The following is a 14,437-nucleotide window of genomic DNA, read 5'->3' as shown; positions in this document are numbered from 1 at the left end:
ATGCACCGTTAACTAATCCAATAAGGGCTCGAACATGTCTGCGACACAACCACTCAACCAACGTCTGCAAACTGAACGCACTGCGGTGGAAAACCTCTATCGTGCTTTTAGTGACAAGAACCCCGATCTACTGGATCTGGCGGTTACACAAGATTGGGATGACATCCCACTGGCGCCAGGCCAAGGTCCGGGACCAGAAGGATTTAAACCTTTGCTGGCAAGCTTTATCGCCGCGTTCCCGGATATCAACATCATCGTGCACGACATGCTACAGGAGCCTGGAAAGATTGCCGTGCGCGCTGAAATTACCGGTACGCACCAAGGTGAGTTTATGGGGATTGCGCCAACTGGCCGTCGCATTAGTGTGCGCCTGCATGAGTTTCACTTACTCAACGGCGAGCGCGTGACCACCACTTGGCATATGGAAGATTGGATGGCTTTATTCCAACAAATTGGCCAGTTCCCGGCACAGTGAAGTCGGAACAATAATATCGGCAGTATGCAATATGCATGGTTGCAGTTGAATGCTAACTGCGCATATGCATGGTTGCAGTTGAATGCTAACTGCGCACAAGATACGCCTGAAATTGAGATGCATCTTCGCCAGATAATCGAGCCGCGTTTTGATTCGGATGGTCACGCAAATAGGCTGCTATCAACGCAAAGCCGAGTGAATATCCGCACCAGCGCGGCATGTCACCCGAGCCAAAGAACCAGGCATTATGGTCGTACCAGTGTTGTGACCACTGTTCTAAAGCCCGGTTGATAAACGGGCTGAGCATCGCGCTCTCCAACGTTTCCCATGGCTCGGGTTCGCCGCCACACACATCCAATGAGAAGTGACCCGCCAAACCCTCAGACACCAGCGCTTCGCCTAATGTACGTCCGTACCCGGGGCCGTCCCAACGCGCGGCATGATGCAGTTCATGAGCAAACATGCGGCTAAGGCTCTCTTGCGTAAGATCCTGACTTTGCGGATCCACAGTGAGATAGACCAGGCCTGGCTCCGGGGTGTACCCCAGACATCCCTTACCCTCCAGCACAAACTGTCCCGCTTTAACCACGACATCTAACGCATTAAAGTCGAGATGCGTATTGGCCAACTGCCACGTATGTTGCAACGCCGTGCTTATCTCATGCTGTTTTGCGGAAAGTGACTGACGGGCGTTGATAAAATGAAGTTCGAGGGAATGCATTTGGCCTCCTGCCAGAACAATAAAACGGGGCCATATAGTGCGCAGAAAACAGAACACATTTCAAATGCGGTGGTTTAAGCCAAGCATAATCTTCCCCTGCTATGCTTGGCAGCGAACGTTAATCAGTATTCACAGGCGGGACTATGAAAGTGGTGTTATATGCGTATCACGAAATGGGGTGCGCAGCGCTGGAGAGTTTGCAGGAAGTGGGATGCGAAGTGGCTTGCGTCTTCACCCATGCGGGGGCCAGTCAGGAGAATAGCTTCTTTGACTCGGTCGAAACGCTGGCGCAGCAGCAACAGATCCCGGTGTTTTATGCGGATGATATCAATACCCCAGAATGGGTTGCTAAGGTCGCTGCCCTGCAACCGGATGCGATTTTCACCTTGTCATATCGGCAAGCACTCTGCCCCGCGTTGATCGCCACGGCGAAAAAGGGGGCGTTCAATGTCCACGCTTCACTGCTGCCTGCCTATCGCGGTCGTGCCCATCTTAATTGGGTCATTATTCGCAATGAACGCGAAACCGGCGTGACGCTGCATCGTATTAACCCCACCCCTGATGGTGGTCCGATTCTGGCACAACACCGTGTCGCCATTACTGATGAAGATGACGCGCTGTCACTGCACCGCAAACTGGTGCGCACTACACGCGAACATATGCCGCAGTGGTTACGTGGCTTGCAGGCAGGAAGTTTGATCGAGCGCGCCCAAGATGAGCGTCTGGCGAGCGAACCTGGACAGCGTAAACCTGAGGATGGGCAGATTCACTGGCAGCAGTCTGCGGATGAGATTCATTGTTTGATTCGCGGTGTAGCCTATCCATGGCCTGGTGCTTACAGTCTCATTGGCGAGCAGCGCTTTATCGTGTGGAAAAGTCGCGTGGTTGCCCAGCCGCATCAATATGCACCGGGCAAGATCATTTCTACCGATCCGCTTTACGTCGCCTGCGGTCAGAATGTACTGGAAATTGTCGCCGCGGGTTTGTCTCACCATGACAATCTCAACGCGGCGCAACTGGTGCAGCACTTTTCCCTCAGTTCAAAAACGCAGCTTGATTAAGTTTTAATCTGGCGATTTCAGCCTGAAATCGCCAAGATTTTTACCAGCGGGTAGCCGCCATATCAATGACGAAGCGATACTTCACATCGCCCTTCAGCATACGCGCAAAGGCATTTTCCACCGTCTCTCCAGCAATTAATTCAATGTCCGCTGTGATGTTGTGTTCGCCACAGAAATCCAACATCTCCTGCGTCTCTTGAATACTGCCAATCGATGAACCGCTGATGCTTAAACGACGGAACACCATCGGCGTCACGTCGGGAGACTGATGAGGCTGCTCAGGAATCCCCACCAGCACCAGGCGGCCATTGGTTTTTAAGGTCGCGAGGTACGGATCGAGGTCGTGTGGCGCGGAAACGCAGTCGATAATGAAATCGAGAGAGGTTTGCGCCGCTGCCATCTGCGCATCATCACGCGACACGACAACACGGCTTGCGCCGAGACGGCGTGCATCAACGCCCTTCTCCGGAGAGGTGGTGAACAACGTGACTTCCGCACCCATCGCGCTCGCCAGTTTGACCGCCATATGACCCAAGCCGCCTAAGCCGACCACGCCGACTTTATCGCCCGCTTGTACTTTAAAATGACGTAACGGCGACCATACGGTGACACCTGCGCAGAGCAAAGGTGCAACACCTGCCAGTGGCAAGTTTTGCGGTACTGACACCACAAAATGCTGATCGACCACCACATTCTGCGCGTAGCCGCCCCACGTGCTGTCGCCAGTGTGCTTATCGATACCGTTGTAAGTCGGCGTAAAACCGGCTTCGCAATACTGTTCTTCTTGCTGTTGGCAGAAGTGACATTCGCGACAGGAGTCGACCATTACGCCAACACCCACAACATCACCGACCTTGAAGTTTGTGACCGCTGTGCCGGTTTCTACCACGCGTCCCACGATTTCATGGCCTGGCACCAGTGGATAGCGGCTTACCGCCCACTCGTTCCGCGCCATATGAAGATCGGAGTGGCATACACCGCAGTAGAGGATATCGATTTTAACGTCCTGCGGTTGCAGTGAACGTAGCGCGATCTGGCTGGATACCAGTGGTTTTTCCGCATCCTGTGCGACTAATGCATTGATTTTCATAGTGCCTCCGCAATGAGCTGGCGTTTAAGTATTGAAGGCGGCAGACTATAGTCAACGTGGTGCAGAAATGATAGTAGTCACCTTTTGGTGACCATAGAGGAGTGAAACTGATGCCAGCCTGGGTTGATGGTAAGCTGTTTTTTTACGCGGATTCCCCTCCGCGGCGCTTGATGGATCTGTTCTCGCTGAAGTGGAGCAGCATGGTGCTGCACGCGCTTTATCACTGGCCGGAAAAACGTGCGCGCACCGGTGAGTTGCAGCGCAGCTTGCAGGGGATTTCAAAAAAGATGTTGTTTCAGACACTGAAAGAGCTGGAGCAACGTGGTCTGATCGCCCGTCATGTGTACGATGTGGTTCCACCGAAAGTGGATTATCGCTTAACGCCGCTGGGATTGACCTTCGCAGCGCCGATTGAACAGATGTATCAGTGGGGGCTGGAAAACCAGGCGGCGCTGGATGCGATGGAAGGCAACTTGCGTCAGGCTACGGACGTGCCATCAGACGGGCCACCGTCTCTCGATCCCTCGGTAAGCGCGGATTGAATACCACCAGACTTAACCCCGGTTTTCCCTCTACCGCGAAGGTGCTGTATTCCAGCTCCAACACACCTTCATCCGGTAGCCACAGCTGTTTGATGCCTTCACCGTGCTGGCTTACCTCTTGCGATTGCCACAGCTGGCGGAAGGTTTCACTCATCTCGCTGAGTTCTTCTACCAGCGCGCGTACATGTTCACTGGCACCGGTGCGCGCCACGTCGGCGCGAAAATTCGCCACCAGGCCGCGCGTGACTTGATGCCAATCTGGCAGGCGTTTTTTTCATCTCTTCATTGCTGAACATCATCAGCAGGATGTTGCGTTGCTCCGGTGGCAGTTGTGCATAATCGACAAACACTTTAGTCGCCGCATGATTCCAGGCAACGACCTGCCATTCAGCAGTTTTCACCAGCGCCGGGGTTTGCGACATGCTGTCGAGTACGCGTTGCAGCGAGGGTGAAACATCCACACCCGACTGCCAGGTGACGCCCGGCAAACGATTCTGCGCCAGCAAAAACAGATGGTCGCGCTCGGCGGCACTCAATTCTAACGCTTTGGATAATCGCTCCAACACCTCTTCAGAAGGCGCACCGCCTCTTCCCTGCTCCAGCCAGGTGTACCACGTCGTGCTGACACAGGCGCGCACCGCCACCTCTTCACGGCGCAAACCGGGTGTACGACGGCGCAGCAACGGATAGCCGAGCTTACCCGCATCCAGCCGTTGGCGGCGTTCTCGCAGGTAGTTCCCGAGCAGATTGTCGTCTTGTAGGGTCATGGCGTTATCCTGTTAGTGCATATACCTGTATAAGCTCACGACTTTTCGCCGCGCCGCAGAGTTTTATCATAGTGCTTCAACAGCCTGAGAAGGAGTACGAATATGCGACTTTTTTGTGACCGGAGCAAGCGGGTTTATCGGTTCCGCCATTGTGAAAAAACTGCAGGCACGCGGTGTGGATGTTCTTGGACTGGCGCGCAGTGACGCGTCGGCAGAGAAACTGCAACAGCAAGGTGTTCAGGTGATGCGCGGAGATTTAGAGGACATCGCCAGCCTGCGCAGCGCCGTTGAGCAGAGTGATGGCGTTATCCACGCCGGCTACATCCACGATTTCAGCCGGATGGATCATGCGGCAGCTATCGATCAGCAGGCGATTCTGGCGATGGGCGAAGTTCTTGCCGGATCAAACCGCCCGTTGGTGGTCACCTCCGGCACGGCACTGGTGTCACCTGGACGTCTTGCCGTTGAGCAGACTCAACCGGTTTCTGGCGGCCACCCGCGTTCCGACTCTAATATCGCCGCACTCGCTCTGGCTGACAAAGGCCTACGCGTGTCGCTGGTGCGCTTACCACCGACCGTTCACGGCGCGGGCGATCATGGTTTTGTGCCGATGATCATTAATATGGCGAAAGAGAAAGGCGCAGCAGTGTATATCGGTGACGGCAGCAACCGCTGGCCAGCAGTGCATCGTGATGATGCCGCCGAGTTGTTCTGCCTCGCCGCTGAGCACGCCGAAGCCGGCACGATTCTGCATGCGATTCAGGAGGAAGGCATTGCGTTTCGTCAGATCGCCGAAACCATCGGCACCGGTTTATCCCTGCCGGTGAAAAGCCTGACGCTGGAAGAAGCCAAAGAGTGGCTTGGCTGGATGGCGTTTTTTGCCTCCATGGATAGCCCTGCTTCCAGTGAATGGACGCGCCAGACATTTAACTGGCAGCCCACCGGGCCGGGATTACTGCAGGATATGCGCGAGGCGGGTTACTTTTCCCGTTGATTTCGCACTGCCTCTTGCAGGAAATCAATAAACGCGCGGCTTCGCGCGGGAAGAAAACTCCTCTCCTGATAGAGTAGCGCGATCTCAAGGGGGGCAGGAGTCAGCTCAAGTTCAATCACTTCCAGCCGCCCGTCACGAATATAAGGTTCACAAGCCTGCGCTGAAAGGATGGCAAATCCTACACCTTTCAGTGCCGCTTGCAGTGCCATCTCACCGCTGTCGACACGGAACGGGCTGGTCACATTGATATGTCGAAACCCTTTTCCTGCTGTGAGAAATTGCCATGCCTGTCCCTGAAGAGCGCTAACGGTAGTGATACAGGGCAGAGCCAGCAATTGCTCTGTGTGCGTAGGTCTTGGGAACCTTTGGAGCAGAGTGGGCGCCGCAACAATCTGGCAGGGCAATAAGACCAGCTGTTGAGCAATCACATCACTGCTGGCACGAGCGCCGCGACTAATATCAATCACAACATCGCAGTCTTCCCACAGGGCATCAGCCCCCTGAAGGTTGGTCATACAGTGGAGTTCTATCTTGGGATACCGCAGTGCAAAGTCAGCCAGAAGATTGCCAAACACCACCGGGCCTACGCCACTCGGTAAACACACGCGTAGCAATCCTTCCGGTTCAGTTTTCTCGTGGCTTAACCTGGCTTCCGTCTCATTCACCGAGTCCAACAAGGGGCGCATGCTGTCAAAAAACATCTGCCCTGCGTCGGTAAGCTTCATGTGACGCGTACTTCGCTGTAATAGTCGCATCCCCAACCGTTCTTCCAGTTGGGAAATTTGTCGACTCACATTCGATGCCGGCATATTAAGTGCCCGCGCCCCACCGATAAAACTGCCTTTCTCTGCCACGGTGACGAATACACGTAAGACATTTAAATCGATTTTACTGCGCATCCATTATCCCATTTATGATAATTAATCATCTCACTTTATCTCTCTAATCATAATGATGCACGGGCAATAGACTAAGCCTCCTGTAACGTAATGGAGCAAACTATGCCTGTCCTTAACCCTCAAGCGGGTTCATTCTCTGTGATCCGCATCGCTGTGATCATCGCCTTTGTTCAATTCACGAATGCCCTCGAATACATGATGTTTAATCCGCTGTTTGTCTACATGGCGTCTCAATTTTCAGTGCCTGTCACTTATGCAGGTTATGTCACGGGGACTTACACCCTGGGTTCAGTGCTATCAGGGTTATGTATTTGGAAATGGATTGACCGCGTTAACGCCAAACGATTTTTGCTGTGGAATATGGCGCTTTTAGGCGTTCTGACGGTGCTAATCACCTTCACGAGCGATTATACCCTGCTGCTGGTTCTACGATTTATGGCGGGTTTAGTGGGGGGAACAACCATGGGCGTAGGCATGAGTTTATTAATCAGCCTCGCGCCAGCGGCCTTACGAGCACGGATGATTGCCACCGTAATTGCCGCTTTCTCTGTGGTCAGCATTGCAGGGATGCCGACCATGCTGTTTTTGAGCACACATTTCGGCTGGTATAGCGCACCGAGACTCATTGGCTTGCTGTGTCTGATAGGTTTGCTTCTTATTGCCGGGTTTATTCCTGATGTTCCGCGTAAAATCTCCCCTAAATCATCGATAGCGCTGACGCCAGAATGGATGTTTTTCGCCAGCGGGAACGCCATCGCGCAATTCCCCCCTATGCTCATCATTCCTGCTTTGGTGCCTTTATTGACCCAACACATGCACGCTGTGAGCGCCTCTCTGCCAGTGCTGTTCTTCATCGGTGGCATCGCAGGGTTAATGGCGACAAAACTCACCGGAAAACTATTGGCTCACTGGTCCAGCTACACCTTAGCCATTGTCTCAACGCTGATATTATTGGTCAGCATGCTGTTTCCCGTGACAGGTTTGCATGCCAGCGCACTTTTCATGGGGCTGTTTCTGGGCGGGGCTTACGGACGATTGGTGGTGGTATCTTGTGTGACCGCGAGATTTCCAAATGAGGCCAGTCGGGCTGGTTTCCTGTCCCTACAAACGGCGCTGATGTCATTGAGTACCACCCTTGCCTTTTTTGTTTCGGCCATGACTTTTGAGATAGCAGCGCCACTACCGATCATATTCTGGGGACTGGTGGTTAGCAGCGCATTACTCTTGCCAGCGCAGATAAAGCGTATGGAAAAGAGATTAGCGAGGCGTGAAGCTTAATTGCACGTGGCTTGACAACCCGTTTGCATTTTACTTAACCACCGCCAACAAAAAATTGATGCCGATGTTGAGGGGGGATACATGGCATTGCGTGACCGTCTGCTGTGTGCCCAGGCTGTGTGAAAACTGTTTTGGTAGCTAAAACTGCCATAAACAGGAGTGAAAACTGCGCTCATACGTAAAATTTGGTTCAGCCACTCAGTCGAGCAAATCCAGATTTTGCGTAGATGCGTGCAATTCAGTTTTAGGTCAGGGTTTTCACACATTCTGTACCAGGAGCGGACATTTCCAACATCTGCAAGCACTAATCGATGGAAAACTGTCTTCACTGCATAACCATTCATACGCGCCGTACTCTTCAGGGTTGTTTTCAGGGATTAAGCCGGGTAAAGGTGCTGGAAACAACCCGATTGCGCCAGGATTGCAATGAGGGCGTATCAGGCGGGGCGCGAAAGAGATGTTATGTTTAAGGTGGCAAGAACTTCCCTGTCGCTATGATTTTGACGTCCGCTTCACGCCCTGAGACATTCGACAAGCTTTTATGGCTTCAGTAAGGGCGAATGTCGCGCAGCGGTGCTACAGCAGAATTTAATAGTTACAATATACTAATGTGATTTAATAATAGGCACAGGATTAGGCCGGTGAACCGGCCTGAGGTCTTATCAGATGGCGCAGTAAACGCGCGCTTCACGTGGCGTGTAGATACCAAACGTCACCACGCTCAGTAAGCCATTAACAAACGTCTGCTGCACTTCAACCCGATTAACTTTTTCCTGGCCGCCGCACACCTGCGCCGCATCAATGCTCTTGCGCTGACCGATACCTGATACAAAGAACGGCTGGCTGGTAGTTTTTGTCGCCGCGCCAACTTGATTCTGTTTCATAACGAAAGTCTGCTGCGCACAGCCGGTTAAACTCAGAGCCAATAACGCCGCAACACAAAACTTGTTCATAAATATCCTTATCGCCTTAATAAAAAAAGAAATGCTGAGTGAAATCATCACTCAGCCAGCAATCAGGTTATCGACAACGAAAGCGGAAACATGAGAAAGATTTTTGAATGCGGACTGTTCTTCTCGTCCGCCGAACCACCATAGCTCAATTCCAGCTCACTCAGCAGCGACTTATGTTTCTTGCTCATAGCAGACCCTGGCCTGCCGTCAGTACGCTTTGTGCCAGAAGCAGTATTTCAATCAGTAATCCCTTAGTTGCGTAATGAAATAGATGACTAACAGTGTTTTGTTTACGTAAGGTAAATGCTCATTCCTCCGCCAACAAAAGGACTAAGCATGGGCAGATTTCAGGGTAAACGTATACTGATCACGGGTGGTACAAGTGGCATGGGGCTGGCAGGCGCGCAGCGCATTATCACTGAAGGTGGTGATGTAGCTATTACAGGACTGAGTGAAGAAAGACTGGAACGCGCCCGTACTCTGCTGCCTAAAACATCACTTATTTTGAAAAGTGATTCTGCAAGCGAAGTTGACATCAATGCGCTTAAGGAAGCTATTGGCGATTGGGGTTCACTTGATGGATTATGGCTCAATGCTGGCTTCGCGGAGGTCAGCTCTCCGGAATCTGTAACGGCGGATTCTTTTAATCGCATGATGAACGCAAATGTGCGCGGCCCGATGTTACAGCTTGCCGCCCTATCAAAATCACTTAATTCAGGTGCATCCGTTCTAGTTACTTCGTCCTCTTCAACTTACGAAGGTGCGGCTATGACAAGCCTGTATGCAGCGACGAAAGGCGCCGTTATCGCTATGGTCAAAAGCTGGGCATCTGCTCTGGCCGAACGTGGCATCCGCGCCAACACTTTGGTGCCGGGCCCAATTGAAACTAATTTCAGGCACTTTATGCCAGAGGAGTCGCGTCAGCAGTTTGAAGATTTCGTGGTAAGCCAGGTTCCTTTAGGTCGCGCGGGCACAGCAGAAGAAGCCGCTGCGGTTGCACTCTTCCTCCTGTCCGATGACGCATCCTATGTTACTGGCAGCCAGTATGCTGTAGACGGCGGCCTGGTACATTACTGATGTGTCTATAACGAGTTATGAAATATATCGAATAGATTCAATAAAGTCTGCTGTTCGCTCACAGCTGCCAGTCAACTTGGCCGCATTTTGTTGGCGATGGTCAAGTAAAATGCAAACGGGTAGTCAAATGAATGCAAATACCCAAATTGATAAACGTCGCGGCAGAATCGATCGCCCAGCTGAAAGTTTAGCCTTGGCTCGATAAACTCTGCCGCGAGAAATTAGCCAAACGGCTCTTCGCGGGCCAACAAGCGTGCAATCACGTTAAGCGCACCCTCGTCGTTATTGCTATCGGTTTTATAACGCGCAACGGCGGCCACAGGTGTGGATGCATTGGCCATCGAAAAGCTGTAGCACGCCTGACGCAGCATTTCGAGGTCGTTGGCGCTATCGCCAATCGCCAAGACTTCGCAATCGTCGATGCCCCATTTTTCCTGCAGTAGCGCAATGCCATGTGCCTTATGGCAACCGGGAATGATCAAATCGACGAAACCAAAGCCACTCGAGACGGGATGCATAATGTTTTCAATCGCGCCCAGTTCCGCATGCAGGCGCCCCATTAAAGCATCCACCCCTTCGTGTGCCAGATTGAGTGAAAATTTGAAGATGGTGTCATCGATATCATACAAATTGTCGCGCTTCTCAAGGCGATGGTAGTGATTGGCTAACATCGCAATCACCTCTTCCGGCATCGAGGTATGAACATAGGCACCGTTACGGCCACACACCACCGTGCTGATGTCCGGCTCTCTCGCCAGAATATCCAGAATTTGGTGCACACGTTCTGGCGCTAATTCGCCGCAGAAGATCTCTTCATTGCTGTCTGATACCCAAGCGCCATTCTCAGCAACAAACGCGATTTCATCTTTTATCTCAGGGAAATAGCGCTGCAATTGGTAATACTGATTACCGCTAGCGACCACAAAGCGAATGCCTTTCTCTTTCAGCAACGCGTACTGGCGCGCAAAGCGCTGCGCGTTGTATTGCTTGTTATCGTCGAGAAAAGTGCCATCCATATCCACCGCAATCATTTTCACTGCCATTTTGCTCTCCCGTATCTGCTCGCCGTGTTTCCATCCGGCTTGAAAAGGTTTTCATAAAGCTTACTCGCGGTGTGGATTAATGAGAATGCGAATAATGAGATTGTTTACTGCTTTCAGAGATTTCCAGGCCCATGTTTTACTGCAAATCCGCCCCTTTTTCCCTGATCCAGGCACAGAACATGTCAGCCATGTCACTTGCGTAGGCCTGAATTTCAGCGTCAGAGCGTGGTGATTCTGAAAAATGCTTACCGACATTCCCCAGCGTGCTGTTGATCAAATCTGCGGCGCGCAGACGCTCTTTTTCATCCCACTGCGGCAGTAATTCAAAAAAGAAATCACTCATCACATTTTCCCCCGCTGCACGCGCGGCCGCCACTTCTGGCGCATTGCGATACAGTGGCGCCGCGTCATTGAGCGCGGTGCGCATCGCCGCCTCTTCACATTCGGAGTGTAAAAAAGCCCGCGTGAGCTGGTGTAGACGCTGGCGAGCGGAGACGGTGCTATCACGCAGGATCGAACCCAAGAGATCGCCGGTTCGCTGCCATTCCTCGCTCTGCAAACGGAAAAGAATAGCCGCTTTATTGGGAAAGTATTGATACAGCGATCCAATACTGACGCCTGCGCGTTCCGCCACGCGTGCCGTGGTAAATCGCGTGGCGCCTTCCTGTTCCAAAACCTGAGTAGCGGCTTGCAATATCGCCGAAACCAGCTCACTGGATCGCGCTTGTTGCGGCCTTTTTCTCTCTGAAATCTTAGTGTTACGACGCTCAGCCACTGGCTACTCCTGAACACGAATAGTGAAATGCGAATGATTCATCGTATTCTGATCGCACAGATTAATCCACGGGGAAACATCATGAATACTTTAACGTCTGCGCCTTTAGCGCCACTGCTTAACTATCTCTTTGAACTGGCCGACAACATGGCTCATCCGACAAATGAGGCTTTTCATGCCATGTCTGATGAAGAACAAAATCGCCTGATGCAGAGTAAAACCGATTACCTGGAACTCTATGGCCACTTGAAAAATGTGCCGCTGGCGGTATCACGTGAGACCGGCAAGCTGCTGTATATGCTGGCGCGCAGCAGCAGAGCACAATCTATCGTTGAGTTCGGCACATCATTCGGCATTTCGACGCTACATCTGGCCGCGGCGGTGCGCGATAACGGCGGCGGTCAAATCATTACCAGTGAATTCGAACCGGGCAAGGTTGCCCTAGCACGTAATCATTTTGCTGATGCGGGCGTGAGTGATTTGATTGAAGTCCGCGTTGGCGATGCACTGCATACCTTGAGCGAAGAGATGCCGACATCGATCGATATGTTGGTGCTGGATGGTGCGAAAGCGATTTACCCAGAGATTCTGGGGTTGGTTGAGCCTTATTTGCGTCCTGGTGCGCTGATCATCGCCGACGATGCAGACTTCAGCCCGGAATATCTGGCACGTGTGCACAGCGGAAACGGCTATTTGTCCTTGCCTTTTAATGATGGCGTGGAAATCTCCATGTGGTTGGGACGTTCACAGTAATCAGTACCCAGAGCCTGCGCTCTGGGTGATTTTTATTTCCGATACTGTGCTTCGACTCGTTCCTGCTTGATCTTGGCATCAATAGAGAGTTCAGCGGTGGGGCGGAGCAGCAGGCGAGCCAGGCCAATGGGATCACCCGTTTCACGACAGTAGCCGTATTCACCTTGATGGATGCGCTGCACTGCCGCATCAATTTTTGGTAACAAGCGGCTTTCGCGATCGATCTGACGAAACAAGAAACGCAGTTCTTCTTCACGTATCGCTTTGTCCGCTTCATCCCCCTGCTGTTCATTGCGCTGCAATTGGGTTTTCAGGTAGTCGATATGTTCGAGCAGTTCCTGACGTTCGTGTCGCAATAAGCGCAGAAAGAAATCACTTTGGTGAGCATTCATATACTCTTCTGGCGGCATACTGAGAAGGTTTTGCTGCTCTCCTGCTGTGGGTTTGGTCATGTTGAAATTCCTTAACTGCCCTGTAATATGTTATATCGTTACAATTCATAATCATTCATTGAGGTTGCTGCGATGAAGACCACTGTTCCTCTCCTGCTCATCGCCATTGCATCAGCGAAAGCGGGCGCTTTTCAGGCAAAGATTGATACGTTAAAACTGGCGCAGAAGCCGGACACCGCAGTGGCCAACGTCGACCTGACGCAGCCTATGGCGACAGCAGAGTTTCACTCTCAGCTGATAAAGTCGGTTTCTGGCTGTCAGTGTCCGTTCTGTACCCAACTGCGTGCGTTAGGCAGTTAATTCAGGCAGTTACTCGCGCCACGCGCTGCGGCCAGGGATCGGCAAATTCACCGCCGCTTTGCCACCATGCAATCTCGTCTTCATTGAGAAAGCAGCGATTCAGGGCGGCGGTGAACGCTTTCACCTCACTCGGCTCGCCAATGACCGTTAAACTGCAACGTCGATCGCCAAATCGTCCCGGCATTTTCGCTACTGCCTGCTGGACTGCAGCTCGCTCTTCTGCGGTGAGTGGACTGTCACGGTGCTCAAGAATCCCAGCTTTCCAGTAACTGATAAATTCCAGACTGATGCTGCCGGTGGCTTGATTCCATAACAGCGCCAGATCATCGCGCGTCGGCAACCAGAAAAACCCTTTGCTGCGATAGATGCCCGCACCCATAAAATGGTGGCAGGTATCCCACAGACGCTGTGGATGAAAGGGCCTATCGTCATGAATCACTTCTGAGACCATTTGCCACGCGGTGGGATTAATGGCATCCACCTCCTCTGCCAGTTCGTCAATCAGCCCCGCGACACGTTGGTAATCGTAAGCGGGCATCGCCAGTAATTCGCTCAGTGACAAATTTCCCCATGGCACCGCCATCACCGCCACATAAGGATTCAAAGGATGAATCGCCTGGGCAATACGGGAAATACTGGAAACAGGCAGCCGATCATTTTTGGTCAGCAGCAAATGGCTGCAAAACATCACTTGTTCTGCCAGTAGGTTCTCGATGCGCCGTTCGCCACGGCTGAGATTGCCCTGCAGGCGTGGGATCAGCGCCTCGCCCTGCTGGTAATCGTCATTCAACATCACGCTGTCGACCAGCGATAAGAACCCGTGAAGTTGTATCTCTGGATGATCACGAAAGTAACGCACCAGCGGTAAAGGATGACTACTGCCAGAGGTTTCCAGCAGGATTATGTCTGGTCGATGGGCGCCCAATAGGGGTGTCAGCGCAGCATGCAGCTTTTCGATACCGCTGCGACTACTGATACTGTCAGCAGAGAGCGTGATGAAATTATGTTTGCTGGCGTTAACGATCTCGGTGTTGGCGATGAGCACACCATCGACATCCAACTCGCTCATATCATTGACGATCACGCAGACCGCCAGTTGCTTTTTATGCGCCTGAATCAATAGGCTCTTGAGCAGTGTGGTTTTGCCTGCGCCGAGGAAACCATTGAGGATGGTGAGAGGAATTTTTTGCATTATTTTCTCTTAGCATCGTAGCCGTATGTTGGTTGCCATAAATGGCCCCCCTACGATTGTCCTGT

16 protein-coding genes and 1 pseudogene are annotated in these 14,437 nt (G+C 52.2%); 8 read left to right on the top strand and 9 right to left on the bottom strand.

Features of this window, described 5'->3' with window-relative positions; genetic code table 11:
• Nucleotides 1-34 precede the first annotated feature (34 nt).
• The gene (locus HA51_RS08105; RefSeq protein WP_084934031.1) at nt 35-475 is read left to right on the top strand and encodes an ester cyclase; all 441 of its coding nucleotides are present in this window, start codon (nt 35-37) and stop codon (nt 473-475) included.
• Nucleotides 476-560: 85 nt separating this feature from the next.
• Here the strand turns inward: HA51_RS08105 and HA51_RS08100 are convergent, their stop codons facing one another.
• Nucleotides 561-1,196, bottom strand: a complete 636-nt coding sequence (locus HA51_RS08100; RefSeq protein ID WP_084934030.1) for a DUF2268 domain-containing putative Zn-dependent protease — start codon at nt 1,194-1,196, stop codon at nt 561-563.
• 143 nt (nt 1,197-1,339) lie between these two features.
• Here HA51_RS08100 and HA51_RS08095 point away from each other — a divergent pair, with 143 nt between their 5' ends.
• Complete coding sequence (locus HA51_RS08095; RefSeq protein ID WP_084934029.1) at nt 1,340-2,257, top strand: formyltransferase family protein; 918 nt, start codon at nt 1,340-1,342, stop codon at nt 2,255-2,257.
• Nucleotides 2,258-2,297: 40 nt separating this feature from the next.
• On the opposite strand, the gene HA51_RS08090 is transcribed toward HA51_RS08095, so the two are convergent.
• Nucleotides 2,298-3,347: an NAD(P)-dependent alcohol dehydrogenase gene (locus tag HA51_RS08090; protein WP_084934028.1), complete on the bottom strand. Its 1,050-nt coding sequence runs from the start codon at nt 3,345-3,347 to the stop codon at nt 2,298-2,300.
• 110 nt (nt 3,348-3,457) lie between these two features.
• Here HA51_RS08090 and HA51_RS08085 point away from each other — a divergent pair, with 110 nt between their 5' ends.
• Nucleotides 3,458-3,889: a winged helix-turn-helix transcriptional regulator gene (locus tag HA51_RS08085; RefSeq protein ID WP_084934027.1), complete on the top strand. Its 432-nt coding sequence runs from the start codon at nt 3,458-3,460 to the stop codon at nt 3,887-3,889.
• Here HA51_RS08085 and HA51_RS08080 read toward each other — a convergent pair.
• Nucleotides 3,831-4,656, bottom strand: a pseudogene (locus HA51_RS08080) (helix-turn-helix transcriptional regulator). The gene HA51_RS08085 and the pseudogene HA51_RS08080 sit on opposite strands and share 59 nt — an antisense overlap.
• 115 nt (nt 4,657-4,771) lie before the next feature.
• Between HA51_RS08080 and HA51_RS08075 the strand changes: the two are divergent.
• The gene (locus HA51_RS08075; protein WP_245840194.1) at nt 4,772-5,650 is read left to right on the top strand and encodes an SDR family oxidoreductase; all 879 of its coding nucleotides are present in this window, start codon (nt 4,772-4,774) and stop codon (nt 5,648-5,650) included.
• Here the strand turns inward: HA51_RS08075 and HA51_RS08070 are convergent.
• Nucleotides 5,635-6,549, bottom strand: coding sequence for a LysR family transcriptional regulator (locus HA51_RS08070; RefSeq protein ID WP_084934025.1), 915 nt, complete (start codon nt 6,547-6,549; stop codon nt 5,635-5,637). The genes HA51_RS08075 and HA51_RS08070 overlap by 16 nt on opposite strands.
• A gap of 102 nt (nt 6,550-6,651) precedes the next feature.
• On the opposite strand from HA51_RS08070, the gene HA51_RS08065 reads away from it, so the two are divergent.
• The gene (locus tag HA51_RS08065) at nt 6,652-7,827 is read left to right on the top strand and encodes an MFS transporter (RefSeq protein WP_084934024.1); all 1,176 of its coding nucleotides are present in this window, start codon (nt 6,652-6,654) and stop codon (nt 7,825-7,827) included.
• 662 nt (nt 7,828-8,489) lie between these two features.
• Here the strand turns inward: HA51_RS08065 and HA51_RS08060 are convergent.
• Nucleotides 8,490-8,780, bottom strand: a complete 291-nt coding sequence (locus HA51_RS08060) for a Bor family protein (RefSeq protein WP_084934023.1) — start codon at nt 8,778-8,780, stop codon at nt 8,490-8,492.
• 336 nt (nt 8,781-9,116) lie between these two features.
• Between HA51_RS08060 and HA51_RS08055 the strand changes: the two genes are divergently transcribed.
• The gene (locus HA51_RS08055; RefSeq protein WP_084934022.1) at nt 9,117-9,857 is read left to right on the top strand and encodes an SDR family oxidoreductase; all 741 of its coding nucleotides are present in this window, start codon (nt 9,117-9,119) and stop codon (nt 9,855-9,857) included.
• Nucleotides 9,858-10,078: 221 nt separating this feature from the next.
• Here HA51_RS08055 and HA51_RS08050 read toward each other — a convergent pair whose 3' ends face one another.
• On the bottom strand, nt 10,079-10,900 hold the full coding sequence (locus HA51_RS08050) for a Cof-type HAD-IIB family hydrolase (protein WP_084934021.1): 822 nt from the start codon (nt 10,898-10,900) through the stop codon (nt 10,079-10,081).
• Nucleotides 10,901-11,036: 136 nt separating this feature from the next.
• The gene (locus HA51_RS08045) at nt 11,037-11,675 is read right to left on the bottom strand and encodes a TetR/AcrR family transcriptional regulator (protein WP_084934020.1); all 639 of its coding nucleotides are present in this window, start codon (nt 11,673-11,675) and stop codon (nt 11,037-11,039) included.
• Between the two features lie 81 nt (nt 11,676-11,756).
• On the opposite strand from HA51_RS08045, the gene HA51_RS08040 reads away from it, so the two are divergent.
• Nucleotides 11,757-12,428: an O-methyltransferase gene (locus tag HA51_RS08040; RefSeq protein ID WP_084934098.1), complete on the top strand. Its 672-nt coding sequence runs from the start codon at nt 11,757-11,759 to the stop codon at nt 12,426-12,428.
• A 32-nt stretch (nt 12,429-12,460) separates the two neighbouring features.
• Here HA51_RS08040 and dksA read toward each other — a convergent pair whose 3' ends face one another.
• Nucleotides 12,461-12,880 carry an RNA polymerase-binding protein DksA gene (dksA, locus tag HA51_RS08035; protein ID WP_084934019.1) on the bottom strand — a complete coding sequence of 140 codons (420 nt, stop codon included), beginning with the start codon at nt 12,878-12,880 and terminating at the stop codon, nt 12,461-12,463.
• A gap of 72 nt (nt 12,881-12,952) precedes the next feature.
• Between dksA and HA51_RS08030 the strand changes: the two genes are divergently transcribed.
• Complete coding sequence (locus HA51_RS08030) at nt 12,953-13,180, top strand: hypothetical protein (RefSeq protein ID WP_084934018.1); 228 nt, start codon at nt 12,953-12,955, stop codon at nt 13,178-13,180.
• Between the two features lies 1 nt (nt 13,181).
• Here the strand turns inward: HA51_RS08030 and HA51_RS08025 are convergent, their stop codons facing one another.
• Nucleotides 13,182-14,372 (bottom strand): CobW family GTP-binding protein, encoded by a 1,191-nt coding sequence (locus HA51_RS08025; RefSeq protein ID WP_084934017.1) that lies wholly within the window; start codon nt 14,370-14,372, stop codon nt 13,182-13,184.
• Nucleotides 14,373-14,437: the final 65 nt, after the last annotated feature.

This window comes from Pantoea rwandensis, assembly GCF_002095475.1.
Lineage (GTDB): Bacteria > Pseudomonadota > Gammaproteobacteria > Enterobacterales > Enterobacteriaceae > Pantoea > Pantoea rwandensis.
This window is presented reverse-complemented; position numbering and strand designations above follow the sequence as displayed.